The 23,149-nt window shown below is 42.5% G+C and carries 33 protein-coding genes and 8 pseudogenes; 39 read left to right on the top strand and 2 right to left on the bottom strand.

From position 1 onward, the window contains the following. Position 1 precedes the first annotated feature (1 nt). The 27 genes and pseudogenes from CEQ48_RS00760 to CEQ48_RS00560 all read left to right on the top strand — a co-directional run bounded on the left by CEQ48_RS00760 (position 2) and on the right by CEQ48_RS00560 (position 15,740). Positions 2 to 682, top strand: coding sequence for a hypothetical protein (locus CEQ48_RS00760; RefSeq protein WP_032475733.1), 681 nt, complete (start codon positions 2 to 4; stop codon positions 680 to 682). A 165-nt stretch (positions 683 to 847) separates the two neighbouring features. Beyond that, positions 848 to 1,438, top strand: coding sequence for a hypothetical protein (locus CEQ48_RS00755; protein WP_089069886.1), 591 nt, complete (start codon positions 848 to 850; stop codon positions 1,436 to 1,438). A 326-nt stretch (positions 1,439 to 1,764) separates the two neighbouring features. Next, a pseudogene (locus tag CEQ48_RS20550) lies at positions 1,765 to 1,918 on the top strand (DUF645 family protein). 195 nt (positions 1,919 to 2,113) lie between these two features. Further along, positions 2,114 to 2,650, top strand: a complete 537-nt coding sequence (locus CEQ48_RS00740) for a nucleotidyltransferase family protein (protein WP_089069884.1) — start codon at positions 2,114 to 2,116, stop codon at positions 2,648 to 2,650. Positions 2,651 to 2,950: 300 nt separating this feature from the next. After that, entirely contained in the window at positions 2,951 to 3,127 is a 177-nt protein-coding gene (locus CEQ48_RS00730) for a DUF645 family protein (RefSeq protein ID WP_089069883.1), read from the top strand. A gap of 197 nt (positions 3,128 to 3,324) precedes the next feature. Next, positions 3,325 to 3,978 carry a hypothetical protein gene (locus CEQ48_RS00720; protein ID WP_089069882.1) on the top strand — a complete coding sequence of 218 codons (654 nt, stop codon included), beginning with the start codon at positions 3,325 to 3,327 and terminating at the stop codon, positions 3,976 to 3,978. Between the two features lie 183 nt (positions 3,979 to 4,161). Then, positions 4,162 to 4,575, top strand: coding sequence for a VOC family protein (locus CEQ48_RS00710; RefSeq protein ID WP_089069880.1), 414 nt, complete (start codon positions 4,162 to 4,164; stop codon positions 4,573 to 4,575). 309 nt (positions 4,576 to 4,884) lie between these two features. Continuing rightward, complete coding sequence (locus CEQ48_RS00700) at positions 4,885 to 5,067, top strand: DUF645 family protein (protein WP_089069879.1); 183 nt, start codon at positions 4,885 to 4,887, stop codon at positions 5,065 to 5,067. Positions 5,068 to 5,265: 198 nt separating this feature from the next. Beyond that, a complete protein-coding gene (locus tag CEQ48_RS00690) occupies positions 5,266 to 6,123 on the top strand; it encodes a DUF2806 domain-containing protein (protein ID WP_089069878.1) in 858 nt (285 codons plus the stop codon). A gap of 303 nt (positions 6,124 to 6,426) precedes the next feature. Then, positions 6,427 to 6,598, top strand: a pseudogene (locus CEQ48_RS00680) (DUF645 family protein). Positions 6,599 to 6,811: 213 nt separating this feature from the next. Further along, the gene (locus CEQ48_RS00670) at positions 6,812 to 7,171 is read left to right on the top strand and encodes a VOC family protein (protein ID WP_089069877.1); all 360 of its coding nucleotides are present in this window, start codon (positions 6,812 to 6,814) and stop codon (positions 7,169 to 7,171) included. A gap of 144 nt (positions 7,172 to 7,315) precedes the next feature. Further along, positions 7,316 to 7,786 carry a GNAT family N-acetyltransferase gene (locus CEQ48_RS00665; RefSeq protein WP_089069876.1) on the top strand — a complete coding sequence of 157 codons (471 nt, stop codon included), beginning with the start codon at positions 7,316 to 7,318 and terminating at the stop codon, positions 7,784 to 7,786. 297 nt (positions 7,787 to 8,083) lie between these two features. Further along, positions 8,084 to 8,263 (top strand): annotated as a pseudogene (locus CEQ48_RS20505) (DUF645 family protein). Between the two features lie 214 nt (positions 8,264 to 8,477). Further along, the gene (locus tag CEQ48_RS19795) at positions 8,478 to 8,834 is read left to right on the top strand and encodes a hypothetical protein (protein WP_157724675.1); all 357 of its coding nucleotides are present in this window, start codon (positions 8,478 to 8,480) and stop codon (positions 8,832 to 8,834) included. A gap of 182 nt (positions 8,835 to 9,016) precedes the next feature. Beyond that, the gene (locus tag CEQ48_RS00640) at positions 9,017 to 9,430 is read left to right on the top strand and encodes a VOC family protein (RefSeq protein ID WP_000049417.1); all 414 of its coding nucleotides are present in this window, start codon (positions 9,017 to 9,019) and stop codon (positions 9,428 to 9,430) included. Positions 9,431 to 9,805: 375 nt separating this feature from the next. Continuing rightward, positions 9,806 to 10,123, top strand: coding sequence for a hypothetical protein (locus CEQ48_RS00635; RefSeq protein ID WP_089069875.1), 318 nt, complete (start codon positions 9,806 to 9,808; stop codon positions 10,121 to 10,123). 370 nt (positions 10,124 to 10,493) lie between these two features. After that, the gene (locus tag CEQ48_RS00630) at positions 10,494 to 10,976 is read left to right on the top strand and encodes a GNAT family N-acetyltransferase (protein WP_089069874.1); all 483 of its coding nucleotides are present in this window, start codon (positions 10,494 to 10,496) and stop codon (positions 10,974 to 10,976) included. 131 nt (positions 10,977 to 11,107) lie between these two features. Further along, the gene (locus CEQ48_RS00620; RefSeq protein ID WP_000110029.1) at positions 11,108 to 11,596 is read left to right on the top strand and encodes a GNAT family N-acetyltransferase; all 489 of its coding nucleotides are present in this window, start codon (positions 11,108 to 11,110) and stop codon (positions 11,594 to 11,596) included. Positions 11,597 to 11,889: 293 nt separating this feature from the next. Next, positions 11,890 to 12,015: a DUF645 family protein gene (locus CEQ48_RS00605; RefSeq protein WP_089069872.1), complete on the top strand. Its 126-nt coding sequence runs from the start codon at positions 11,890 to 11,892 to the stop codon at positions 12,013 to 12,015. Between the two features lie 255 nt (positions 12,016 to 12,270). After that, positions 12,271 to 12,657: an MmcQ/YjbR family DNA-binding protein gene (locus CEQ48_RS00600; RefSeq protein WP_001015086.1), complete on the top strand. Its 387-nt coding sequence runs from the start codon at positions 12,271 to 12,273 to the stop codon at positions 12,655 to 12,657. Positions 12,658 to 12,847: 190 nt separating this feature from the next. Beyond that, positions 12,848 to 13,156 (top strand): transposase, encoded by a 309-nt coding sequence (locus CEQ48_RS00595; RefSeq protein WP_004413754.1) that lies wholly within the window; start codon positions 12,848 to 12,850, stop codon positions 13,154 to 13,156. Next, the gene (locus CEQ48_RS00590) at positions 13,153 to 14,004 is read left to right on the top strand and encodes an IS3 family transposase (RefSeq protein WP_089069862.1); all 852 of its coding nucleotides are present in this window, start codon (positions 13,153 to 13,155) and stop codon (positions 14,002 to 14,004) included. The genes CEQ48_RS00595 and CEQ48_RS00590 overlap by 4 nt, the downstream gene beginning before the upstream one ends. Before the next feature lie 33 nt (positions 14,005 to 14,037). Next, a pseudogene (locus CEQ48_RS00585) lies at positions 14,038 to 14,148 on the top strand (GNAT family N-acetyltransferase); the annotation flags it as partial. 349 nt (positions 14,149 to 14,497) lie between these two features. After that, positions 14,498 to 14,560: pseudogene (locus CEQ48_RS20185) on the top strand (DUF645 family protein); the annotation flags it as partial. Further along, a complete protein-coding gene (locus tag CEQ48_RS20180) occupies positions 14,550 to 14,684 on the top strand; it encodes a Tfp pilus assembly protein (protein WP_232477838.1) in 135 nt (44 codons plus the stop codon). The pseudogene CEQ48_RS20185 and the gene CEQ48_RS20180, both read left to right, overlap by 11 nt. 136 nt (positions 14,685 to 14,820) lie before the next feature. Further along, entirely contained in the window at positions 14,821 to 15,036 is a 216-nt protein-coding gene (locus tag CEQ48_RS20175; protein ID WP_232477816.1) for a hypothetical protein, read from the top strand. 263 nt (positions 15,037 to 15,299) lie between these two features. Beyond that, positions 15,300 to 15,740: a GNAT family N-acetyltransferase gene (locus CEQ48_RS00560; protein WP_089069871.1), complete on the top strand. Its 441-nt coding sequence runs from the start codon at positions 15,300 to 15,302 to the stop codon at positions 15,738 to 15,740. A gap of 117 nt (positions 15,741 to 15,857) precedes the next feature. On the opposite strand, the gene CEQ48_RS00555 is transcribed toward CEQ48_RS00560, so the two are convergent. Further along, positions 15,858 to 16,157, bottom strand: coding sequence for a type II toxin-antitoxin system RelE/ParE family toxin (locus CEQ48_RS00555; RefSeq protein ID WP_000802134.1), 300 nt, complete (start codon positions 16,155 to 16,157; stop codon positions 15,858 to 15,860). Continuing rightward, the gene (locus CEQ48_RS00550) at positions 16,154 to 16,396 is read right to left on the bottom strand and encodes a type II toxin-antitoxin system ParD family antitoxin (protein ID WP_089069870.1); all 243 of its coding nucleotides are present in this window, start codon (positions 16,394 to 16,396) and stop codon (positions 16,154 to 16,156) included. The genes CEQ48_RS00555 and CEQ48_RS00550 overlap by 4 nt, the downstream gene beginning before the upstream one ends. Before the next feature lie 207 nt (positions 16,397 to 16,603). On the opposite strand from CEQ48_RS00550, the gene CEQ48_RS00545 reads away from it, so the two are divergent. The 12 genes and pseudogenes from CEQ48_RS00545 (at position 16,604) to CEQ48_RS00465 (ending at position 23,135) form a co-directional block, all read left to right on the top strand. After that, positions 16,604 to 17,140 (top strand): nucleotidyltransferase family protein, encoded by a 537-nt coding sequence (locus CEQ48_RS00545; protein WP_089069869.1) that lies wholly within the window; start codon positions 16,604 to 16,606, stop codon positions 17,138 to 17,140. Positions 17,141 to 17,344: 204 nt separating this feature from the next. Next, the gene (locus tag CEQ48_RS00540; RefSeq protein WP_055032899.1) at positions 17,345 to 17,734 is read left to right on the top strand and encodes a VOC family protein; all 390 of its coding nucleotides are present in this window, start codon (positions 17,345 to 17,347) and stop codon (positions 17,732 to 17,734) included. Positions 17,735 to 17,913: 179 nt separating this feature from the next. Then, on the top strand, positions 17,914 to 18,279 hold the full coding sequence (locus CEQ48_RS00530; protein WP_061051366.1) for a hypothetical protein: 366 nt from the start codon (positions 17,914 to 17,916) through the stop codon (positions 18,277 to 18,279). Positions 18,280 to 18,596: 317 nt separating this feature from the next. Next, positions 18,597 to 18,779, top strand: coding sequence for a DUF645 family protein (locus CEQ48_RS20500; protein ID WP_198301103.1), 183 nt, complete (start codon positions 18,597 to 18,599; stop codon positions 18,777 to 18,779). Between the two features lie 359 nt (positions 18,780 to 19,138). After that, a pseudogene (locus CEQ48_RS00510) lies at positions 19,139 to 19,314 on the top strand (DUF645 family protein). 252 nt (positions 19,315 to 19,566) lie between these two features. Next, positions 19,567 to 19,824: a hypothetical protein gene (locus CEQ48_RS20160; protein WP_001894441.1), complete on the top strand. Its 258-nt coding sequence runs from the start codon at positions 19,567 to 19,569 to the stop codon at positions 19,822 to 19,824. A 328-nt stretch (positions 19,825 to 20,152) separates the two neighbouring features. Continuing rightward, on the top strand, positions 20,153 to 20,332 hold the full coding sequence (locus CEQ48_RS00495; protein ID WP_089069867.1) for a DUF645 family protein: 180 nt from the start codon (positions 20,153 to 20,155) through the stop codon (positions 20,330 to 20,332). A gap of 198 nt (positions 20,333 to 20,530) precedes the next feature. Continuing rightward, positions 20,531 to 21,394 carry a hypothetical protein gene (locus tag CEQ48_RS00490; RefSeq protein ID WP_000030909.1) on the top strand — a complete coding sequence of 288 codons (864 nt, stop codon included), beginning with the start codon at positions 20,531 to 20,533 and terminating at the stop codon, positions 21,392 to 21,394. 310 nt (positions 21,395 to 21,704) lie between these two features. Further along, a pseudogene (locus CEQ48_RS20440) lies at positions 21,705 to 21,749 on the top strand (DUF645 family protein); the annotation flags it as partial. Continuing rightward, positions 21,733 to 21,886, top strand: a pseudogene (locus tag CEQ48_RS20005) (DUF645 family protein). The pseudogenes CEQ48_RS20440 and CEQ48_RS20005, both read left to right, overlap by 17 nt. A gap of 383 nt (positions 21,887 to 22,269) precedes the next feature. Beyond that, positions 22,270 to 22,422 (top strand): DUF645 family protein, encoded by a 153-nt coding sequence (locus tag CEQ48_RS00470; RefSeq protein ID WP_162813140.1) that lies wholly within the window; start codon positions 22,270 to 22,272, stop codon positions 22,420 to 22,422. 197 nt (positions 22,423 to 22,619) lie between these two features. Next, entirely contained in the window at positions 22,620 to 23,135 is a 516-nt protein-coding gene (locus CEQ48_RS00465) for a ClbS/DfsB family four-helix bundle protein (RefSeq protein WP_089069866.1), read from the top strand. Positions 23,136 to 23,149: the final 14 nt, after the last annotated feature.

The raw sequence follows: 23,149 nt of genomic DNA, 5'->3' as shown, positions 1-23,149 counted from the left end.
GATGAGAAAATCTATTCCAATTATATTTGCAGTGTTTATGTCTGGTTGCACTACTATTAATTATGGTTCTGAAGTATCACAAAATCATTATTCATTACCTGAGTTAGGAGTTGTTACTAAATCATATGTTGGTGATCACATGGTAGATCAAGGTGTGGCTACAACAATGAAATATCTAACAATTAGTAACACTATTGATGGTGCTGCTTATGATATTCCTAAAGGTAGTTATGTCCAGATTGGTAATTATAAAGGTATTGAATACTTTGCAACTTCTTCTGAAGGAAAGACGAATGTTAGCTTTATTGCAGGCCTGTTTGAGCCCCCTTTGGCATTATCGCTAGAAGCCGGGAAGATTTGTGTAACAACAGTTTCTTATCAACCTGCACAGTGTTATGAAGGTATTGCTAAAATCCAAAACAAGACAGTACATGGTGAAAGCTCATTTAAGCAAACATTGATTTATAATGGCTCGGTAGGTAATAAAATAAATATTTCCTATAGAGAGTTTTCCAATGGAATGGCTAGGGACTCATTCACCAATAATGTTGAGTATGACATGAAAAAGTCTAAAATTATTAATTATAAAGGGTCAGTGATAGAAGTCTTGTCGTATGATAATACATCTATCGAATTTATAGTTAAAAAGCATTTTAGAGAAAACTTTGAGGTTACAAATTAAAATTTCGTTTATAGCTGAAATTCGGCATAACAAACGCCTCAAGAGGGACTGTCAACGCGTGGCGTTTCCAGTCCCAATGAGCCGCGTTGGTTACAGTTGTTGTGTTTGAGTTTAGTGTTAATGCGTTGCCAGCCCCTTAGGCGGGCGTTAGAACTAGGGATAGTTATGAAAGATTTACATCACCTTCTAAACGAGCTTTGTGCCTGTTTTGAAAGTAAAGGGCACTTGGTTGCTTCATCATTACTAGCACCTTTGACTGAAAAGGAGCCTGAAGCTAAATGTGCAAGCTGGTTTCCAGGTGAAATTCCGACTGCCATAAAAGATCTTTATACATGGAAAGGTGGGCAAGGACATAATGCATGGGAAGAAGAGTTTCCATTTTTGTTTCGGGATATGAGCTTTATTAGTCTAGATCAGGCTGAAGCAGAATATGAATCAATGAACCAGTCTTATGGTTTTGAAAATACATTAGAAGAAGACGGTGTCCTAATAAAAGACTGCTTTCCATTTGCTGCTTTTAATGGTGGTTGGTTTGTCATTCCTGCAAGTAAGAACAAGTGGTCAAATAGTTTTGATGAGCCAGTTATATGTATTTTTCAAGGTATTGATCTATATTATCACTCAATTGACAAAATGGTTAAAACGGTAATCGAATGTATACAATACCCAACTTGGTCAACTGAAGAGTCTTATATTCCAGCAGATATAGAAATGAAAATATGGAAAAAGCACAATCCAGGTATATTTGAAGAATAGTTCTAACAAAGCGTTTAAGGCAGATTCGCAACGCGTAGTATTTTTGGTTTTAATCGGCTTTAGTGTTTACGGCACAATAGTTTAAGGTAGGTGGTAGCGTTGCTCACTACTTAACGCGGCGTTAGCTTCTTAAAGGCTAAAATCATCAAAATCCAAACTTCTTGTTCTGAAAAATCAGCTTTTAGTGTTCAAATTGCACAATTTGGCATTTGAATTTTGCTAGATGCTGTTTTGGTAGAAAGTGCTGGAAGTTCCGCAGTTTCAAAGCCGCTGAAAGCCAACAAGTCTCGATGCTTCAAAGTTGTTGGATGTTCAATTCGGTCAACTTGGTTTCACAAAAAGCAGCATCGTCGCTGAAATCGCGCTTTCTTTGTCGAAAATGCGGTAAGTGGCCAACTTAACCTTGATCGCTGCAAGTTTTGGCAGCTCACGTCACAGCTTTTGGCGTTGGACGTGTGTTTGGGTGATGCTTTTGCGTAAAATACATTTCAAGCAAATGTGTTTAAAAAGTCATTGGTAAACAATGGGCTACGAAGCTAACAAACGCCTCAAGAGGGACTGTCAACGCGTGGCGTTTCCAGTCCCATTGAGCCGCGGTGGTTGCAGTTGTTGTGGTTGAGTTTGGTGGTAATGCGTTGCCAGCCCCTTAGGCGGGCGTTATGGCGCAAGGTGAAAATGAAAGCCATCGTTGATTTAATTAGAAAAGATGCCATTCGACTTGAAGCACTAGAATGTGTTTATCAGCTTGAATTGCCTCAATGCTATATAGCCGCAGGTTTTGTGCGAAATCTTGTCTGGGACTCTTTACATCACAACGTAAAGCTGACGCCATTAAACGACATTGATGTCATTTTCTTCGATGCCGATCGTTTAGATTCAGATTATGAAAAATCACTTGAGCTCAAGTTGTCGGAGCAAATGCCCGAGCTCAATTGGCAAGTGAAAAATCAAGCTAAGATGCACTTACAAAATGGCGACAATCCTTACCAAAGCACATTGGATGCCATGAGTTATTGGCCTGAAAAAGAAACGGCGGTAGCAGTGAGAAAAGTCGAGCACGATCGTTACGAATGTATATCAGCCTTTGGTTTCGAGAGTTTATTTCAAGGATTCATCACATATAACCCTAAGCGAGCATATGGAATCTTCGAAAATCGAGTAAAGTCAAAGGGTTGGTTGACTATGTGGCCTAACTTGAGAGTTGCGCCATAACAAACGCCTCAAGAGGGACTGTCAACGCGTAGCGTTTCCAGTCCCATTGAGCCGCGGTGGTTTCGGTTGTTGTGTTTGAGTTTAGTGGTAATGCGTTGTCAGCCCCTTAGGCGGGCGTTAGCTTCTTAAAGGCTAGAATCATCAAAATCTAAGCTCATTTGTTGTGAAAAATTAGCTTTTAGCGTTCAAATTGCACAATTTGGTTTTTGAGTATTGCTTGATGCTGATCTGGTAGAAAGAGTGAAAGTTCAGCAGTTTCAAAGTCGCTGAAAACCATCAAACCTCGATGCTTCACTTTTTTTGGATGTTCCACACGGGAAGTTTTGTTTCACAAAAGGCAGCATCATTGCTGTGATCTGGCTTTCGTTGTTGCGGACTCTTAACCGTGGCCAACTCAACCTTGAACGCTGTAAGTTTTGGCTGCTCACGTCACAGCTTTTGATGTTGGACGTGTGTTTGTCTAATGCATTTGCGTAAAATCGTTTTCAAGCAAATGTGTTTGAAAAGTCATTGTGAAACAATAGGCTACGAAGCTAACAAACGCCTCAAGAGGGACTGTCAACGCGCGGCGTTTCCAGTCCCAATGAGCCGTGGTGGTTATGGTTGTTGTGTTTGAGTTTAGTGTTAATGCGTTGTCAGCCCCTTAGGCGGGCGTTAGGGCATTCGAGGAGAGTATGAGTTCAGACGTTAATGAAATAATTGACTTGTTTATTACCAGAGAAGCAAGATTTAGATCATGGAGAATTTATTTATTTGAGTCTTCCTTTGAAAAATGGTCATTATTATTGGCGATCTTATCTTTGGTGACAGCAATAATTCTTTTGTTTTTAGGATGTAAGGGTTATTCAATATATTTTCTTATCCTATGTTATCTATTTGTTTTCGCGTATGTTTTATCAACGGCAGTAGGGGCGTTTACATTCATATTTTCAGCTAAGCGTAGTGTGTTGAATGCCATTAAAATTAACAACGAGTCATCTTCTGGGTTGGTTCATGAACTTGCGAAATATAAAGTTGAGTCATTAAAGTATGTGAAATGTTTATTTGAAAAGCACATTGCATTTCTAACGGGGCGAGCGAGCTTTCTAGTTGGAGCTATGGATAAACTGGGGGTTTTTCCTGCTTTGTTCATGTTGTATTACACATATACGCAACTACCAAAAATAGAAAATAACACGTTAAATCTCGCCCAGATTTGGGCTCTATCATTTCTAGGGGGGTTGTACATTGGGATGTTATTAATCAAATCAATAATTGATACATTACAGAACTATATTCTCCGTCTTGAGCAAGCGATAGACGAGGCGTCAGAGTTTAGATTGCCCTAACAAACGCCTCAAGAGGGACTGTCAACGCGCGGCGTTTCCAGTCCAATTGAGCTGCGGTGGTTACGGTTGCTGTGTTTGAGTTTGGTGTTATGCGTTGCCAGCCCCTTAGGCGGGCGTTATGTGCTTTCTCGAAAAATCTCGAAGTAGTGTAGAATTCAGCTTTTGAAATCTTGAGAAGTCAGCATGTCTAAAGTCGTTCAACAGCAAATCGGCAATATCGCGCTTGTCGTAGAAAACTACGATGATGCTATTGAGTTCTATACAAAAAAGCTTCAGTTCAGTTTGGTTGAAGATACCGATTTGGGTGGTGGTAAACGTTGGGTTCAAGTTTCGCCGCCAAACTCGAATGGAACGAACCTACTTCTTGCTCAAGCAAGTACCGAAGAGCAAGCTCAATTTGTAGGTAATCAGGCAGGAGGTCGTGTTTTTCTGTTTCTACAAACGAATGACTTCTGGCGAGATTATGAGTTGATGAAGTCCAATGGTGTTGTTTTTAATGAAGAACCACGAGTTGAAGAGTATGGAACAGTGGTTGTGTTCCAAGATCTTTATGGAAACAAATGGGATCTTTTGGAGTTGAACAAGGCTCACCAATAGCACGCACATAACAAACGCCTCAAGAGGGACTGTCAACGCGTGGCGTTTCCAGTCCCAATGAGCCGCGGTGGTTATGGTTGTTGTGTTTGAGTTTAGTGTTAATGCGTTGCCAGCCCCTTAGGCGGGCGTTAGCTTCTTAAAGGCAAGAATCATCAAAATATAAGCTAATTTGCATTGAAAACTCATCATTTAGCGGTCAACTTTCACAAATTGGCTTTTTGTTGTTTTTCTTTAATGCTGACTTGGTAGAAAGCGTTGAACGTTCAGCAGTTTCAAAGCCGCCGTAAGCTAACAAATCTCGATGCTTCAATGTTGTTGGATGTTCCACACGGAAAGTTTGGTTTCACAAAAGGCTGCATCATCGCTGTGATCTGGTTTTCTTTGTCGCGGACTCTTAACCGTGGTCAACTTAACCTTGATCGTTTTAAGTTTTGGCTGCCAACTTCACAGCTTTTGGCGCTGGACGTGTGTTTGTTCGATGCATTTGCGTAAAATGACTTTCAAGCAAGTTTGTTAAAAAGTCATTTCTAAACAATAGGCTACGAAGCTAACAAACGCCTCAAGAGGGACTGTCAACGCGTGGCGTTTCCAGTCCCAATGAGCCGCGGTGGTTGCAGTTGTTGTGTTTGAGTTTGGTGGTATGCGTTGTCAGCCCCTTAGGCGGGCGTTAGGCAAGTAAAGGAGGCATTCGTGTCAGACGGTAATTCTGTTATAAATTTTGGTGATTTGGCTAAACCAGCAACAGTGTTGATTGAAAAAGTTTCGAATGCTGTTGGTGTGCTTTATGAGCCAAGGCGAATCCGTAAGAAAGCAGAAGCTGAGGCTGAAGCAGAAAAAATAAAAGTACTCGCAGGCATTGAATTAAGTGAAATTCAACAGAGAGGCATAGAAAGGTTAGTTCACCAAGAAGCGAGAAAACAGGAAAATATTGAATCAATTACTGCTCAGGCTGTATCACAGCTAAATGAATCAGCTAAAACTGATGAGCTTGAGGAAGATTGGATAGCTCATTTCTTCGATAAGTGTGACAAAGTTTCAGACAAAGAAATGCAAACGCTTTGGTCGGGCTTACTTGCTGGTGAGGCTGCAAATCCAGGTACATATTCGAAGCGAACTGTAGATTTTGTTGCAACCATGGACAAAAAGGACGCAGAACTTTTTACTAGTTTCTGCCAATTTATATGGATGGTTGGTGACGCAACGCCACTAATATTTGACATTGAGAATGATATCTATCGGAAACATGGTATCGACTTTGGCTCGTTAAAGCATCTTGATGCAATCGGCTTAATCTCATTTGAGACTGCATCAAGTTATAGGCGTTACGGTTTACCTAAAAAAGCAGTATTTTTCTATTTTGGGCGCCCTACATTGGTAGAGTTCCCAAATGACAATGGCAACGAAGTTCGGACTGGAAAAGTTTTGCTCACTAAGGCTGGGCTAGAGTTGATAAAAATCTGCGGCGCTCAACGTAACCAAGAGTTCTATGAATACGCTGTTTCTGAACTATCGAAACAAAACTTAGTGTTATCGAGTTTAATTGCCTAACAAACAATTTAAGAGTGATTCAGCACGCTTGGCATTTTCGGTTTGGGTTTAGTTCAGTGTTTAAGGTGGCTAAATTAAGTATCGTGGTAGCGTGCTTCACACCTTAATTGGGCGTTAGCTTCTTGAAGTAAGAATCATCAAAATCTTGAGTTCAATGTTCTTGAAAAATCAGCCTCATATTTTGAAAGTTCATGAATCGGCCTTTGCGTTTCAATCGAATATTTACGTGGTAGAAAACGTCGAAAATTCAGCAATTTCAAAGGCGCTGAAAACAAACAAGTTTCGATGCTTCAATGTTGTTGGATGTTCAATGCGGTCAGCTTGATTTCACAAAAGGCAGCATCGTCGCTGAAATCGTGCTTTCTTTGTTGGAAATTCGGTTAGTGGCCAATTTAACCTTGAACGCTGTGAGTTTTGGCAGCTCACTTCACAGCTTTTGGCGCTGGATGTGTGTTTGCTTGATGCTTTTGCGTAAAATGACTTTCAAGCAAATGTGTTTGAAAAATCATTGCTAAACAATAGGCTACGAAGCTAACAAACGCCTCAAGAGGGACTGTCAACGCGTGGCGTTTCCAGTCCCATTGAGCCGCGGTGGTATCGGTTGTTGTGTTTGAGTTTGGTTGTCATGCGTTGCCAGCCCCTTAGGCGGGCGTTATGCGCTAATTGGAAAAATTGACAGGAGTTAACAATGAACCAGCATGAAAAGCTTAATTATGTGGAGTTTGCAGCGAACGACTTAGAGTCAACGAAAGCGTTCTTTTCAAAGACTTTTGGCTGGAGTTTTGTTGACTATGGACCTGAATATACAGCTTTCTCAAATGAAGGCTTAGACGGTGGTTTTTTCAAGGCTGAGCTTTGTAGTCGGACTGAAAATGGTGGCGCACTGTTAATTTTCTACAGTTCAGACATTGAAGCAACTTTAGAAAAAGTCGTGAAAAATGGCGGTCATATCATCCGTCCTATCTTTGAGTTTCCTGGTGGTTGTCGTTTTCATTTTGCAGAGCCAAGTGGAAATGAATTTGCTGTTTGGTCTGAAGCACGCGCATAACAAACGCCTCAAGAGGGACTGTCAACGCGTGGCGTTTCCAGTCCCAATGAGCCGCGGTGGTTATGGTTGTTGTGTTTGAGTTTAGCGGTATGCGTTGTCAGCCCCTTAGGCGGGCGTTATGCGATTAGAGGGAATCATCGGCTAATGTTGGAAATTGAAAAACTTAATGAATCACATATCAATGCACTCAAAAAAGTGAGCGTTGAAGATGAACAGTTAAGATTTGCTGGGACAGCAGAGGAATTTCTTCAAGATGGCAGTGATACAGCTCATCTCCATGTCATCAAGCATGATGGTTCAATTGTTGGCTTCTTCAAGTTGGACATTGCTTACTCCGAAAGTTATCAATTTTGTCCATCTGACGGGCTCGGTTTAAGATTTTTCGTTATAGACAAGTCGCAACAAGGTAAAGGCTTTGGGACGAAAGCGGTGAAAGCGCTGTTTGATTATCTGAAAAAGAGCTATCCAAGTTTTAAGAGTGTCTATTTGACAGTTAACTGTAAGAATCCAGCTGCAAGAGCTTGTTATCTTAAAGGCGGCTTTGAAGATAATGGTGAACAGTATTTGAGTGGTCCAGCTGGCCCACAACACATCATGCGTGGAAAAATCGCATAACAAACGCCTCAAGAGGGACTGTCAACGCGTAGCGTTTCCAGTCCCAATGAGCCGCGGGGGTTACGGTTATTGTGTTTGAGTTTAGTGGTAGTGCGTTGCCAGCCCCTTAGGCGGGCGTTAGCTTCTTAAAGGCTAGAACCATCAAAATCTAAGCTCATTTGCTGTGAAAATTCAGCTTTTAGCGTTCAAATTTGACAACTTGGCTTGCGAGATTTTCTGATGCCGATTTGGTCGAGCGTGTTGAAAGTTCAGTGGTTTCAAAGTCGCTGAAAACTAGCAAGCCTAGATGCTTCAACGCTGTTGGATGTTCAACACTCAAAGTTTAGTTTCACAAAAGGCTGCATCATCACTGTGATCTGGCTTTTTTTGTCGCGGACTCTTAACCGTGGTTAACTTAGCCTTGACCGTTTTGAGTTTTGGCAGCCAACTTCACAGCTTTTGGCTCTGGACGTGTGTTTGAGTGATGCTTTTGCGTAAAATGCATTTCAAGTAAATGTGTTAAAAAATCATTGCTAAACAATAGGCTACGAAGCTAACAAACGCCTCAAGAGGGACTGTCAACGCGTGGCGTTTCCAGTCCCATTGAGCCGCGGTGGTTACGGTTGTTGTGTTTGAGTTTGGTGTTATGCGTTGCCAGCCCCTTAGGCGGGCGTTATGTGTTTATCTATTTACGGTTCACTCAGGAAAGATAATGTATAGAAGTGTATTGACAGCTTTCGTCTTTGTTAGTTTCTTTTGCCATAGTTCATCAGACATTAATAGCCTTTATGTTTATGACGAACCGTTGGAGATGCGACCCTATTCAGATCAATGGTTTATTGATGGTGATTTAACAGATCTGAAGAACGTACATATAAGAAGGGACGGTAAATCTGGTGATTTATCAGCTCCAGTCAGTATTGATTGTAAAACTAGAAAATTTACAGTGACAGGGAATGGGTTTCTTTATACTTCCGACCCGATTTCATCATCAGAAGTGGAGCTGCAAATCAGTGAAAATGTCATTGAGGCAGTATTACAAAAAATTTGTGGTGCAAAAAACACATAACAAACGCCTCAAGAGGGACTGTCAACGCGTGGCGTTTCCAGTCCCATTGAGCCGAAGTGGTTACGGCTGTTTGTTTGAGTTTAGTGTTATGCGTTGCCAGCCCCTTAGGCGGGCGTTATGTGCTTTCTCGAAAAATCTCGAAGTAGTGTAGAATTCAGCTTTTGAAATCTTGAGAAGTCAGCATGTCTAAAGTCGTTCAACAGCAAATCGGCAATATCGCGCTTGTCGTAGAAAACTACGATGATGCTATTGAGTTCTATACAAAAAAGCTTCAGTTCAGTTTGGTTGAAGATACCGATTTGGGTGGTGGTAAACGTTGGGTTCAAGTTTCGCCGCCAAACTCGAATGGAACGAACCTACTTCTTGCTCAAGCAAGTACCGAAGAACAAGCTCAATTTGTAGGTAATCAAACTGGAGGCCGTGTTTTTCTGTTTCTACAAACGAATGACTTCTGGCGAGATTATGAGTTAATGAAGGCCAATGGTGTTGTCTTCAACGAAGAACCACGAGTTGAAGAGTATGGGACAGTTGTTGTGTTCCAAGATCTTTATGGAAACAAATGGGATTTATTGCAACTGAACAAGGCTCACAAATAGCACGCACATAACAAACGCCTCAAGAGGGACTGTCAACGCGTGGCGTTTCCAGTCCCATTGAGCCGCGGTGGTTATGGTTGTTGTGTTTGAGTTTAGTGTTAATGCGTTGTCAGCCCCTTAGGCGGGCGTTAGGCGAGTTATTTGAAGTTAGGCATGTATTTTGAGGTTACATAGATGAAGCAATTATTAGATTTGAAGCACGATGAGGCTAAATAACACTTCCTCAAAGACAGCAGTTATTTCAATGGCGATTTACCTAATTACATTAGTTTTGCACCAGTATTAGAGCAAGTTGATGCTGAGTTAAACAAAAGACCATTCCTTCAGTTTAAAAATGGAAAATCACCTTCTGATTGCGATGACGTAAACTATAGCTTGATCACGAATAAAGACGGTAAGTTATCTTGGCGACCATATGAATTAATTCATCCAATTATTTATGTCGCTTTGCTCGATGTCATTTGTGCCCAAGAAAATTGGGAATTTATAGTTAAGCGATTCAAAGAGTTTGAAGATAGTCTCATTGAGTGCTGCAGCCTGCCTGTGTTGTCTCTAAATACGGATAAAGATCAAGCTGCACAAGTGAAAAACTGGTGGCAAGCTGTAGAGCAAAAATCTTTAATGTACTCACTAGAATATAGCAACGTGTTACATACAGATGTAACGGACTGTTATGGTTCTATCCAAGCCTAAGAGTGTTGGCGTTGATTTTGAAAGTGACGAACCCTTGTGTCAAATTGTAGACGGCAAGCATCATCCTTTGTGGAATACTGAATGGACATCAAGCAAAAAAACTACTTAAGGCATTGGATACAAAGCTAATTGTTATATCGGACGCTAGAGATACCGCAGAGGTAATTCAACCGTCTGAGGTTGAATTATTTAAGAAGAATGCATTGTCATACTAGTTGGTCGAAAACACTCGCCTAACAAACAATTTAAGAGTGATTCACCACGCTTGGCATTTTTGGTTTGGGGCTAGTTTAGTGATTAAGGTGCTCTGGTTGAGTTTTGTGATCGCGTGGTTCACACCTTAATTGGGCGTTAGGCACAGGGTGGAAAATTGGAACTACAACAGTTAAATCAGCGCCATCTAAAATGCTTGCTCGACCATGTTGAACTTGACTCAGAATTGACGTTTTGTGAAGGGGCTTTGCCACCAAAGCATGTTCTGATCCGTTCTTATGAGCAGCTCCAAAACTCAAAAGCTGAAATTTGGTCATTACCCTACATGATGTCAGTGGACAATAATGTCGTTGGTTTCTGTGGCTTCAAAGATGAACCTCAAGATGGTGAAGTTGAAATTGGATACAATGTTTCGCCTTATAAAAAAGGTCGAGGATTTGCAAAATTGGCAGTCAATCAACTTTGTCAGTTAGCGTTTAATGTGGATTCAATTGAAAGTGTTGTGGCTTTGATTTCATCGGCGAACCTCGCTTCGTTGAATGTCGTACGAGCCAACCACTTTGTTTTCATTGGTTTTGTGGTTGATAGCGACAATGAAAAATTGGAAAAATGGGTGCTACAGCGGGCATCCTGTGCCTAACAAACGCCTCAAGAGGGACTGTCAACGCGTGGCGTTTCCAGTCCCAATGAGCCGCGGTGGTTGCAGTTGTTGTGTTTGAGTTTAGTGGTAATGCGTTGCCAGCCCCTTAGGCGGGCGTTATAGGGATGTAAATGTCTGTAGAAATCAAAAGAGTTGATAAACACCATTGCCTTGATTTAGTTGGGATCTTCATTGAACTTGAGCAGTACTATTTCGGTGATAAGGCTGCATCAGAGCAGGACTTAGCCAACTATCTTAGTCATCAAGTATTTTCTGAGCACTCAGGCGTAAAAGTGATCGCAGCCTTTGAACACGATAAGATTTTAGGTTTTGCAACTTACACAATAATGTTTCCGGCACCAAAATTATCAGGCCAGATGTATATGAAAGACCTGTTTGTATCTTCCTCTGCTCGTGGTAAAGGTATCGGACTTCAATTGATGAAACACTTGGCTGCTATCGCTATTACTCATAACTGTCAGCGCCTAGATTGGACAGCAGAGAGTACGAATCCGACAGCAGGAAAGTTTTACAAATCAATCGGAGCCAGTTTGATTAGAGAAAAAGAGTATTACCGATTTGAAGGTAATGATTTGAATAAGCTGGCAAAATCCCTATAACAAACGCCTCAAAGGGACTGCCAACGCGTGGCGTTTTCAGTCCCAATGAGCCGTAGTGGTTATGGTTGTTGTGTTTGAGTTTAGTGGTAGTGCGTTGTCAGCCCCTTAGGCGGGCGTTAGCTTCTTAAAGGCTGGAATCATCAAAATCCAAACTCAATCGTTCTGAAAAATCAGCTTTTAGCGTTCAAATTTCACAACTTGGCTTTCGAGTCTTTCGGATGCTGACTTGGTAAAAAGTGTTGAATGTTCAGTAGTTTCAAAGTCGCTGAAAATCATCAAGTCTCGATGCTTCAATGTTGTTGGATATTCAATACGGCAAGTTTGGTTTCACAAAAGGCTGCATTATCGCTGTGATCTTGCTTTCTTTGTCGCGGACTCTTAACCGTGGTCAACTTAGCCTTGACCGTTTTGAGTTTTGACTGCCAACTTCACAGCTTTTGGCGTTGGATGTGTGTTTGCGTGATGCTTTTTCGTAAAATCGCTTTCAAGCAAAGGTGTTTAAAAGTTATTGGGAAACAATAGGCTACGAAGCTAACAAACGCCTCAAGAGGGACTGTCAACGCGTGGCGTTTCCAGTCCCAATGAGCCGCGGTGGTTTCGGTTGTTGTGGTTGAGCTTAGTGTTATGCGTTGCCAGCCCCTTAGGCGGGCGTTATGAGGCTATAGGAAAACAAGATGAATCACGATGAGTTCAACCAGTTTTGTCGATCCTTTCCTGCTACTACATACGTAGTGCAATGGGGTGGCTCTCATGTTTGGAAAGTGGCTGGAAAAGTGTTTTCTATTGGTAGTATCGGCAAGGATCAGCAACCCGTTTTTACTTTCAAAACATCGGATTTGAACTTTGAGTATCTGAGTGAGCACGATGGTTATATTCCCGCCCCTTACTTTGCCAACCGAGGGATGAAGTGGATCCAACAAACGGAGACGTCAGGTGTATTAGACGAAGAGTTGAAGTATTACTTGTCTGAGTCCTACCGTCTTGTTGTGCTCGGGCTTAGTAAAAGGTTACAGAAAGAGTTGGGAATTACGCCAAGAGCAGATGGTGAATCCGCCTCATAACAAACGCCTCAAGAGGGACTGTCAACGCGTGGCGTTTCCAGTCCCATTGAGCCGCGGTGGTTATGGTTGTTGTGTTTGAGTTTAGTGTTATGCGTTGCCAGCCCCTTAGGCGGGCGTTATGTTTCCGAGTACCCCACGTTTAGTAGACACTTTACTAAGTTAGATCTAGGGTCTAATTGAGAGGTGATTTATGGCTAAACATCGTAATCCAGCGTACACCGAAGAGTTTCGCAAAGAAGCAGTTCGGCTGGCCAGCCTTCCCGGCCGAACTGCCGTCTCTGTTGCTAAAGAGCTGGGTATCAGTGCCCAGCAGATCCGGAACTGGAAGCGCCAGTTCACACGCCTATCTGATAAACAGTTTAACACCTTAGATGGTGTCGATTATTCGAAGAAAGAGTCCGAAGAGCTTCGAGCGCTAAGGCGCGAGAACAAGCGGCTCAAAGATGAAATGGAATTCCTAAAAAAGGTCTCGGCGTACTTCGCGAAGCAGCAAGAGTGAAGTACGAGTTCATTGAAAGCTACACCGGCGAGTACTCGATTAGCTTAATGTGCCGCACCTTAGAAGTGAGTCGAGGCGGTTACTATAAATGGTGTCATCATACGCCGAGTGAGCGTTCAAAGCGGCGAGAGCGCTTTGAACAGCTAGTGATGTGTACCTTTGCCCAATATCGGGCGCGTTACGGTTCAGTGCGCATAGCCGAAGAGCTAAACGAAGCAGGCTATGCCTGCTGCGTGAACTATGTGGCTGATATCATGAAGGAAAAAGGTATCATGGCACGTAATGGTAAAGGGTTTAAATACAGCAAGGATGTAGCGGCTATGACGAATGTTGCCGACAATTTACTGCGAAGAGACTTTGAATCAGAGACACCCAATCAGAAGTGGGTCACGGACATTACGTATATCTGGGTGAAGAGTCGTTGGCTCTTCTTGGCGACAGTGATGGACTTGCATTCAAGACGCATTGTGGGTTGGTCGCTAGAAACAACGATGACAGTCGAGCTCATCACCAATGCTCTAAAAATGGCGTTCGAGTCACGTAAGCCGCCTAAGGGAGTCATTATTCACTCGGACCGAGGTGTACAATACAGGGCCTATAAATATCAAGACTTCATGCGCAAGCATGGAGGTGTACCGAGCATGAGTCGACAGGGCAACTGTTGGGATAATGCGGTGATGGAGTCGTTCTACAGTCGACTGAAAGTCGAACTGATATACGCAGAAGACTATCAAACTGTTGAAGAAGCTCGGATGGGCATCTTCGAATACATCGAGGTATTTTACAATCGCAGAAGAAGACACTCAGCGTTGGGGTATGTCAGCCCAGTTGAGTACGAAAGTAGGTAGTTATGTGCTGTCTACTTTTTGTGGGGTACACCACGTTTAGGATTCGTGCTTGAGGGGACAATTACTCGTGCAGAAAATTTAAATGGTCGTGTCGTAGATCATGCGGTTTATGGCTTAAGTCGTACATCGTGGCCAGAAACATAACAAACGCCTCAAGAGGGACTGTCAACGCGTGGCGTTTCCAGTCCCATTGAGCCGCGGTGGTTACGGTTGTTGTGTTTGAGTTTAGTGTTATGCGTTGCCAGCCCCTTAGGCGGGCGTTAGCTTCTTGAAGCAAAAATCATCAAAATCCAAGCTCATTTGTTGTGAAAATTCAGCTTTTAGCATTCAAATTTCACAACTTGGCTTTCGAGTGTTTCTGATGCCGATTTGGTAGAAAGTGTTGAAAGTTCAGCAGGTTCAAAGCCGCTGAAAACCCACAAGCCTCGATGCTTCAAGGTTGTTGAATGTTCCACACGGCAAGTTTGGTTTCACAAAAGGCTGCATCATCGCTGTGATCTGGTTTTCTTTGTCGCGGACTCTTAACCGTGGCCAACTTAGCCTAGATCGTTTTAAGTTTTGGCAGCCAACTTCACAGCTTTTGGCGTTGGACGTGTGTTTGTATGATGCTTTTGCGTAAAATGCCTTTCAAGCAAATGTGTTTAAAAAAATCATTGTTAAACAATAGGCTACGAAGCTAACAAACGCCTCAAGAGGGACTGTCAACGCGTGGCGTTTCCAGTCCCAATGAGCCGCGGTGGTTTTGGTTGTTGTGTTTGAGTTTAGTGTTATGCGTTGCCAGCCCCTTAGGCGGGCGTTAGCCAGATGGAGATAATCATGGACAAACATGCGTATATAAAATTAATCGAATACGCATTAGAGAACAAAAACTTTTCCAAAGAACAAGCTTGTAACAAGTGTGGTTTGTCTTCAGTTGAGTTTGACTTTATTCGACATGACATTTTTATTCTGAGCGCCGCACAAGAGAAACCCATTGCTAAACATGAGAGCTTTGAATGGAAAGTTAGTCCTCAGAGTTATTTTAATTACTAGCAGTATTGTCAATATCAACACGCAATTGAAACAGCTAATCGAGCTCATAGAGTATCTATAGCTGCGATTGTAATATCAGGTTTGCTAGCTGTAGGGTCGCTCTTGGTTGGACTATCTGGCTAACAAACGCCTCAAGAGGGACTGTCAACGCGCGGCGTTTCCAGTCCCATTGAGCCGCGGTGGTTACGGTTGCTGTGTTTCAGTTTAGTGGTAATGCGTTGCCAGCCCCTTAGGCGGGCGTTAGGCAAAATGGAGAGTTCTTCATGCGGTTTGAAGCTGTTCAAGCAAAAATGGATATTTCAAAAGATCTAGCTCAATTGACATCCGAATTGGGTTATAAAGCTAGTCACAAGGAAACAGAGAATTGGTTAAGTGAATTAATAAGCTCACCTTTGCATTTTGTTTTTGTTGCTGTTTCAGATTTGAATGTTTGTGGTTGGATAGTCGTCGAAAAACGCGTATTCCTAGAATCAGGCTTTATAGCAGAAATTACTGGACTTATTGTTGGCGCAGAATATCGACGCAATGGAATCGCCGAAGCATTAGTGAATGCTGCCGAAAAATGGGCGAGTAGCCAGGGGTTAAAACAAATCGTGGTTCGGTCTAATGTATCTCGAGAAGAATCGCATGTGTTTTATCGTTCGATAGGTTTTACACATTCCAAAACATCGCACGTTTACGTGAAGCGGTTGAATTTTGCCTAACAAACGCCTCAAGAGGGACTGTCAACGCGTGGCGTTTCCAGTCCCATTGAGCCGCGGTGGTTACGGTTGTTGTGTTTGAGTTTGGTTGTTATGCGTTGTCAGCCCCTTAGGCGGGCGTTATGCGCCAAATATTGGGTTCACATCCATGCTCTTATGAAGAATTCGGATCACCCTGATTTGTTGGCTGCCGATTTGCTGATAAAAGATGACGTGGCTCCCTTGGGGAAATTTTCTGTATCCCTCTCGAATTTCATCGCATGATTTACCGATGTCGGGATTTTCCGCTAAAAGCCAAAAGGAATCATCGAATTGCTTTAAATAAACATTTCGCTGCTCTTTTCCCCAGCGTCGTTGAGTGAATAAAGCAATATCCCGTAAATCGGCTTTAGCGGCGACAGTAAGATTAAATGGTTTCATCGAATGTTTTCACTATCGAGTTCATTGATGAAGCTATCAAGGTCATAATCAGCATCACCACTTTGCTCACCTTCAACGAGTAATTGACGGAGTGACTGTAGTTTGGTTTCTTGGTTCTCGAGTAGACGTAGCGCAGAGCGAATGACTTCACTTGCTGAGCCGTAACGTCCACTTTGTATTTGGCTTGTAATAAAGACATCGAAGTGTTCACCAAGAGTGATACTTGTGTTTTTAGCCATGAGCCCATCTCCATAAATACCAAAAAGTACCTAATTATGGTATCAAATGGCATTTTGGGCAAGGCGCGCATAACAAACGCCTCAAGCGGGACTGTCAACGCGTGGCGTTTCCAGTCCTATTGAGCTGCAGTGGTTACGGTTGTTGCGTTTTAGTCTAGTGTTATGCGTTGCCAGCCCCTTAGGCGGGCGTTATGGCGCAAGGTGAAAATGAAAGGTATCGTTGATTTAATTAGAAAAGATCCCATTCGACTTGAAGCACTAGAATGTGTCTACCAGCTTGAACTGCCTCAATGCTACATAGCCGCAGGTTTTGTGCGAAATCTTGTCTGGGACTCTTTACATCACAACGTAAAGCTGACGCCATTAAACGACATTGATGTCATTTTCTTCGATGCCGATCGTTTAGATTCAGATTATGAAAAATCACTTGAGCTCAAGTTGTCGGAGCAAATGCCCCAGCTCAATTGGCAAGTGAAAAATCAAGCTAAGATGCACTTACAAAATGGCGACAATGCTTACCAAAGCATATTGGATGCCATGAGCTATTGGCCTGAAAAAGAAACGGCGGTAGCGGTGAGAAAAGTCGAGCATGATCGTTACGAATGTATATCAGCCTTTGGTTTCGAGAGTTTATTTCAAGGATTCATCACACATAATCCTAAACGAGCATATGGAATCTTCGAAAATCGAGTAAAGTCAAAGGGTTGGCTGGCTGTGTGGCCTAACTTGAGAATTGCGCCATAACAAACGCCTCAAGAGGGACTGTCAACGCGTAGCGTTTCCAGTCCCATTGAGCCGCGGTGGTTACGGTTGTTGTGTTTGAGTTTAGTGGTAATGCGTTGCCAGCCCCTTAGGCGGGCGTTATAGCTTATCTCACATTTCAACCTAGACATTGCTCAATCGATGCCTCAGAGTAAATTCCGACTTTGCTCAACAAAAGGAACAAGTATGTTTAGTCACATCATGATCGGCTCAAATGACATTGAAAAGTCAAAGGTTTTCTATGATGCAATATTGTCAGTGTTAGGTTATCCGGCGGGTGTTATTGACGCTAAAGGCCGCTGTCTCTACATAAACCAAGACGGTGTACTTGGTATTACGAAACCAGTGAATGGTGAACCTGCGACGCATGGTAATGGGATGACAATTGGTTTTAAAGTTAGTAGTCCAGAGTTAGTAGAAGCATGGCATGCAGCCGGTTTAGGAAATGGTGGTGTTGCTTGTGAAGATCCTCCGGGTATCAGAACGAGTGGACAAAGAAAAATGTATTTAGCTTATTTACGAGATCCAGCAGGCAATAAGCTATGTGCAACACATCATATGTCCACGGGTAACTAAAAGCACCGCTATAACAAACGCCTCAAAGGGACTGCCAACGCGTGGCGTTTTCAGTCCCATTGAGCCGCGGTGGTTACCGTTGTTGTGTTTGAGTTTAGTGGTAATGCGTTGTCAGCCCCTTAGGCGGGCGTTAGCCGTGCTATTTGAATTCAACGTTAAAAGTAATAGGTAGGATAAAAATGAACTTAGAAGCATTAAAAGAAATTATTGATAATTGCCCAGTTATTCTTGAAGAATCTGCTCGTAGCAACGGTGCCGATGAAAGGGTAATTATGGGAATAGCAGAGTTTTCCTGTCGAAATGGTTATGAGGCTCTGTCTGAAAGTCAGAAGTATCACTTTGATAAATCAATCCGACATTTGATCGAAGATGTCCAATGCTCAGGCTATACGCATGAATTTGAAGAAGAACATCAAGAATGCCCCAATATCTTAGATGACGATGACTTGGTTGCGTATTATCAAAATGACGGTGCGTATTGTGAAAGTTGTCAAGGCCAAGCAGACGCAGATGCGCATAGTAAAGCGTCATTCATGGCGGACTAATCTAGATAATGTTTCGCACGGCTAACAAACGCCTCAAGAGGGACTGTCAACGCGCGGCGTTTCCAGTCCCATTGAGCAGCGGTGGTTTCGGTTGTTGTGTTTGAGTTCAGTGGTATGCGTTGCCAGCCCCTTAGGCGGGCGTTAGTTTCTCTCAGGAAAAATTATCAATAATTCACGCACAATGTTCTGAAAATTCAGCTTTTAGCGTTCAAGTTGCACAATTAGGTTTTTGAGTTTTGTTTGATACTGATTTGGTAGAAAGCGTTGAAAGTTCAATTATTTCAAAGTCGCTGAAAGCTCAAAAACCTCGATGCTTCATGTTGTCGGATGTTCCACACGGAAAGTTTGGTTTCACAAAAGGCAGCATCATCGCTGTGATCTGGTTTTCTTTGTCGCGGACTCTTAACCGTGGCCAAACTAACCTTGGTCGTTTTAAGTTTTGGCAGCCAACCTCACAGCTTTTGGCGTTGGAAGTGTGTTTGCGTGATGCTTTTACGTAAAATCACTTTCAAGCAAATGAGTTTAAAAAGTCATTGTTAAACAATAGGCTACGAAACTAACAAACGCCTCAAGAGGGACTGTCAACGCGTGGCGTTTCCAGTCCCATTGAGCCGCGGTGGTTGCAGTTGTTGTGTTTGAGTTTAGTGGTTATGCGTTGCCAGCCCCTTAGGCGGGCGTTAGTTTCTATCTAAAAAATCATCAAAAGCTCAGGTTCAACGTTCTGAAAAATCAGCTTTAAGCGTACAAGTTGCACAATTTAGCTTTTGAGTTTTGCCTGATGCTGATTTGGTAGAATGTGTTGAAAATTCAGCTGGTTCAAAGTCGCTGAAAACCAACAAGCCTCGAAGCTTCAATATTCTTGGATGTTCCACGAGGAAGATTTGGCTTCATAAAGGCTGCATCATTGCAGTGATCTGGTTTTCTTTGTCGCGGACTCTTAACCGTGGTCAACTCAACCTTGATCGTTTTAAATTTTGGCTGCCAACTTCACAGCTTTTGGTGTTGGACGTGTGTTTGTTTGATGCATTTACGTAAAATGGCTTTCAAAGAAATTTGTTAAATAAGTCATTGGAAAACAATAGGCTACGAAACTAACAAACGCCTCAAGAGGGACTGTCAACGCGCGGCGTTTCCAGTCCCATTGAGCCGCGGTGGTTTCGGTTGTTGTGTTTGGGTTTAGTGGTATGCGTTGCCAGCCCCTTAGGCGGGCGTTATGTGTTTTTTAACTAGTCCCAATCGAATCAAGCACATAGAATTGGCAGACTTGTTTCCAACTTAGTTTTCAGCATGAATAGATCAAGCATATTTGGGATTGTGGCATCACTATTAGGATTGGCAGCTTTAATCTTTACTGTTATGGACGGTTCACACTTTCCAGTAATTGAATGGCCATACGAAGCATATCAAGGTTTAGTATTTTCGTTTGTTTGGGGCTTTGGCGTATCAGCGACGGTTGGATATTTACTCTCAATCCTAGTTTTCATAGGTGTTGCTGTGGTTTGCTTTGCAGTGGGTCATAAAATATCGCGTAGCATGTTTGGGTGAGGCTAACTTTAGCTTAGAGTTCAAACACATAACAAACGCCTCAAAGGGACTGTCAACGCGTGGTGTTTCCAGTCCCAATGAGCCGCGGTGGTTGCAGTTGTTGTGTTTGAGTTTTGTGTTATGCGTTGTCAGCCCCTTAGGCGGGCGTTAGCTTCTTGAAGCGGAAAATTATCAATATCTAACCTTAGTTGCGCTGAACATGCAGCTTTTAGCGTTCAAGTTGCCCGATTTGGTTCTGTGTTTTAGCCTGATGAATATTTGGTAGAAAGTGTTGAAAGTTCCGTGATTTCAAAGTCGCTGAAAACTAGCAAGCCTCGATGCTTCAACGTTGTTGGATGTTCAACACTCAAAGCCTGGTTTCACAAAAGGCTGCATCATCGCTGTGATCTGGCTTTCTTTGTCGCGGACTCTTAACCGTGGTCAACTCAACCTTGATCATTTTAAATTTTGGTTGCCAACTTCACAGCTTTTGGCGTTGGACATGTGCTTGTCCGATGCATTTTCGTAAAATGCTTTTCAACTAAAAGTGTTAAAAAGGTCATTGGTAAACAATAGGCTACGAAGCTAACAAACGCCTCAAAGGGACTGTCAACGCGTAGCGTTTCCAGTCCTAATGAGCCGCGGTGGTTATGGTTGTTGTGTTTGAGTTTAGTGATAATGCGTTGCCAGCCCCTTAGGCGGGCGTTATGTGCTTTGAGGCTGAATTATGAGTAAGTGTTCATTATGTAGTTGTGAAGCAGAGCTAGAACTTAGCCATATTTTGCCCAAGTTCCTGTTCCGTTATCAAAAAAAGAGCTCACCGACTGGTAACATCCGCTCAGTTGTGAACCCGAATCGTATAGTTCAAGATGGTGAGAAAGTGCCGTTTCTTTGCGGTGAATGTGAAGACTTATTTAGTCGTTGGGAAACTTCGTTTGCAAACAATATTTTCTACCCTTATGAGAAGGGTGAGAAATCTGAATTTTCATATGACTCAGACTTATCAAAGTTCTTAGCTTCACTATCGTTTCGCTGCTTGAAGCTTTCATACGTAGAAAATAGATTAAGTTATATTGAAAATAGTTTGATTTCATATGTACCCAAAGCTCTTAATAATTTGTCTCGTTATCTCTTGGGTGAAATTCCTCACCCAAATGAACAGCGTCAGCATATGATTCTATTGGATACAGCTCATTCAAGCTCAGGCTATATTAATGGGATTAAAGAGTCAGAGTTTAATTTATATACAACTAGAGCAATTGAATACGATGTGGTAGCAAGTGATATTGTAATATTCGTATACATTAAGTTCCTCAAGTTTTTGGTTCTTTGCCCAGTTTATACAAAAACTCAAAAAGGTTGGCGTAGTTCACGTATTAATCATCAAAGTGGTGTTCTCAAGCCTTGTTCAATTGAATTGAACGATTATGTTCTTCATCGTATGTTGGATGGCGCTCGAAGAATGGTTGCTAGTCGTACAGATATTAGTGATAAACAGCAGAGCATCATTAAGAGCAACCTTGCTAAACAACAACCAGAAAATCTCGTTAGTAGTCCTATAGGTCGGGCTATTCTAAGTTCCAAGCTCTAATTTAGTGCGCACATAACAAACGCCTCAAGAGGGACTGTCAACGCGTGGCGTTTCCAGTCCCATTGAGCCGCGGTGGTTATGGCTGTTATGTTTGAGTTCAGTGGTAATGCGTTGTCAGCCCCTTAGGCGGGCGTTAGCTTCTTAAAGGCTGGAATCATCAAAATCCAAACTCAATCGTTCTGAAAAATAAGCTTTTAGCGTTCAAATTGCACAAGTTGGCTTCCGAGTTTGTCGGATTCTGACTTGGTAGAAAGTGTTGAATGCTCAGCAGTTTCAAAGTCGCTGAAAACCATCAAGTCTCGATGCTTCAATGTTGTTGGATGTTCAACACTGGCAGCTTGGTTTCACAAAAAGCAGCATCGTCGCTGAAATCGCGCGTTCTTTGTCGGAAATGCAGTAAGTGGCCAACTTAACCTTGATCACTGCAAGTTTTGGCAGCTCACTTCACAGCTTTTGGCGTTTGACGTGTGTTTGAGTGATGCTTTTGCGTAAAATGCATTTCAAGCAAATGTGTTTAAAAAGTCATTGGTAAACAATGGGCTACGAAGCTAACAAACGCCTCAAGAGGGACTGTCAACGCGTAGCGTTTCCAGTCCCATTGAGCCGTGGTGGTTGCAGTTGTTGTGTTTGAATTTGGTGGTAATGCGTTGTCAGCCCCTTAGGCGGGCGTTAGTTTCTATCAGGAAAAATTATCAAAAATTCACGCGCAAGATTCTGAAAATTCAGCCTTTATCGTTCAAGCTGCACAATTTGGCTTTTGGGTTTAAGTCTGATGCTGATTCGGTAGAAAGTGTTGGAAGTTCAGCAGTTTCAAAGTTGCTGAAAACTAACAAGCCTCGATGCTTCAACGTTGTTGGATGTTCCACACTGCAAGTTTGGTTTCACAAAAGCGGCATCATTGCTGTGAGCGTGCTTTCTTTGTCGTTGATTCGGTAAGTGGCCAACTTAACCTTGACCGTTTTGAGTTTTGGCAGCCAACTTCACAGCTTTTGGCGTTGGACGTGTGTTTGTTTGATGCATTTGCGTAAAATCACTTTCTAGCAAATGTGTTTAAAAACTTATTGCTAAACAATGGGCTACGAAACTAACAAACGCCTCAAGAGGGACTGTCAACGCGCGGCGTTTCCAGTCCCAATGAGCCGCGGTGGTTGCAGTTGTTGTGTTTGAGTTTAGTGGTAATGCGTTGTCAGCCCCTTAGGCGGGCGTTATGTGAATGGAGAAAATAATGTCTTCAGTTCCAGAATCAAAAGATGAGTTGCTCACAGCGATAAATTCTATATTCCCGAAACTTATGGACGACTATCGGAGCGTTCCAGCATCAATGGCACGTCAGTGTGAAATTGAGGGTAACGTAAAAGGAACACAAATTAGCGTTTGTGACACAGTCGCTTATCTTGTTGGTTGGGGAAACTTGGTTTTGAAATGGCACAGTTTGAAGTCTCAAGGTTTGCCAGTCGATTTTCCTGACACGGGTTATAAATGGAATCAGCTTGGATTGTTGGCAGTCAGTTTTCACGATCAGTACCGTGATTGGCAATACGAGGACTTACTTCAGGAGTTAGACTCAACAATAAACAAGCTTATCTTGTTAGTCACAAGTTTAAGCAATGAAGAATTGTATGAAACGACGTGGTATGAACAATGGACATTTGGTCGAATGATCCAGTTCAACACGTCATCACCAATGAAGAATATGCGAGCCAAAGTTAGGCGCTTTAACAAAAACAACAGGCTTCGGTAGGTAATTCACATAAC

Origin of the sequence: Vibrio tarriae (assembly GCF_002216685.1) — a bacterium.
Taxonomy (GTDB): domain Bacteria; phylum Pseudomonadota; class Gammaproteobacteria; order Enterobacterales; family Vibrionaceae; genus Vibrio; species Vibrio tarriae.
The sequence above is the reverse complement of the archived record's forward strand: the minus strand, read 5'-3'. Positions and strand labels throughout refer to the sequence as shown.

Excerpts from the sequence above, each read along its gene's own strand:
- CEQ48_RS20500 (WP_198301103.1), top strand. The coding sequence starts at position 18,597 with ATGTTGTCGGATGTTCCACACGGAAAGTTTGGTTTCACAAAAGGCAGC.
- CEQ48_RS00755 (WP_089069886.1), top strand. The coding sequence starts at position 848 with ATGAAAGATTTACATCACCTTCTAAACGAGCTTTGTGCCTGTTTTGAA.
- CEQ48_RS00700 (WP_089069879.1), top strand. The coding sequence starts at position 4,885 with ATGTTGTTGGATGTTCCACACGGAAAGTTTGGTTTCACAAAAGGCTGC.
- CEQ48_RS00490 (WP_000030909.1), top strand. The coding sequence starts at position 20,531 with ATGAGTAAGTGTTCATTATGTAGTTGTGAAGCAGAGCTAGAACTTAGC.
- CEQ48_RS00555 (WP_000802134.1), bottom strand. The coding sequence starts at position 16,157 with ATGAAACCATTTAATCTTACTGTCGCCGCTAAAGCCGATTTACGGGAT.
- CEQ48_RS00530 (WP_061051366.1), top strand. The coding sequence starts at position 17,914 with ATGAACTTAGAAGCATTAAAAGAAATTATTGATAATTGCCCAGTTATT.
- CEQ48_RS00550 (WP_089069870.1), bottom strand. The coding sequence starts at position 16,396 with ATGGCTAAAAACACAAGTATCACTCTTGGTGAACACTTCGATGTCTTT.
- CEQ48_RS00540 (WP_055032899.1), top strand. The coding sequence starts at position 17,345 with ATGTTTAGTCACATCATGATCGGCTCAAATGACATTGAAAAGTCAAAG.
- CEQ48_RS00595 (WP_004413754.1), top strand. The coding sequence starts at position 12,848 with ATGGCTAAACATCGTAATCCAGCGTACACCGAAGAGTTTCGCAAAGAA.
- CEQ48_RS19795 (WP_157724675.1), top strand. The coding sequence starts at position 8,478 with ATGTATAGAAGTGTATTGACAGCTTTCGTCTTTGTTAGTTTCTTTTGC.
- CEQ48_RS00670 (WP_089069877.1), top strand. The coding sequence starts at position 6,812 with ATGAACCAGCATGAAAAGCTTAATTATGTGGAGTTTGCAGCGAACGAC.
- CEQ48_RS20160 (WP_001894441.1), top strand. The coding sequence starts at position 19,567 with ATGAATAGATCAAGCATATTTGGGATTGTGGCATCACTATTAGGATTG.
- CEQ48_RS00740 (WP_089069884.1), top strand. The coding sequence starts at position 2,114 with ATGAAAGCCATCGTTGATTTAATTAGAAAAGATGCCATTCGACTTGAA.
- CEQ48_RS00720 (WP_089069882.1), top strand. The coding sequence starts at position 3,325 with ATGAGTTCAGACGTTAATGAAATAATTGACTTGTTTATTACCAGAGAA.
- CEQ48_RS00605 (WP_089069872.1), top strand. The coding sequence starts at position 11,890 with ATGTTGTTGGATATTCAATACGGCAAGTTTGGTTTCACAAAAGGCTGC.
- CEQ48_RS00465 (WP_089069866.1), top strand. The coding sequence starts at position 22,620 with ATGTCTTCAGTTCCAGAATCAAAAGATGAGTTGCTCACAGCGATAAAT.
- CEQ48_RS00545 (WP_089069869.1), top strand. The coding sequence starts at position 16,604 with ATGAAAGGTATCGTTGATTTAATTAGAAAAGATCCCATTCGACTTGAA.
- CEQ48_RS00640 (WP_000049417.1), top strand. The coding sequence starts at position 9,017 with ATGTCTAAAGTCGTTCAACAGCAAATCGGCAATATCGCGCTTGTCGTA.
- CEQ48_RS00600 (WP_001015086.1), top strand. The coding sequence starts at position 12,271 with ATGAATCACGATGAGTTCAACCAGTTTTGTCGATCCTTTCCTGCTACT.
- CEQ48_RS00620 (WP_000110029.1), top strand. The coding sequence starts at position 11,108 with ATGTCTGTAGAAATCAAAAGAGTTGATAAACACCATTGCCTTGATTTA.
- CEQ48_RS00760 (WP_032475733.1), top strand. The coding sequence starts at position 2 with ATGAGAAAATCTATTCCAATTATATTTGCAGTGTTTATGTCTGGTTGC.
- CEQ48_RS00665 (WP_089069876.1), top strand. The coding sequence starts at position 7,316 with ATGTTGGAAATTGAAAAACTTAATGAATCACATATCAATGCACTCAAA.
- CEQ48_RS00710 (WP_089069880.1), top strand. The coding sequence starts at position 4,162 with ATGTCTAAAGTCGTTCAACAGCAAATCGGCAATATCGCGCTTGTCGTA.
- CEQ48_RS20175 (WP_232477816.1), top strand. The coding sequence starts at position 14,821 with ATGGACAAACATGCGTATATAAAATTAATCGAATACGCATTAGAGAAC.
- CEQ48_RS00560 (WP_089069871.1), top strand. The coding sequence starts at position 15,300 with ATGCGGTTTGAAGCTGTTCAAGCAAAAATGGATATTTCAAAAGATCTA.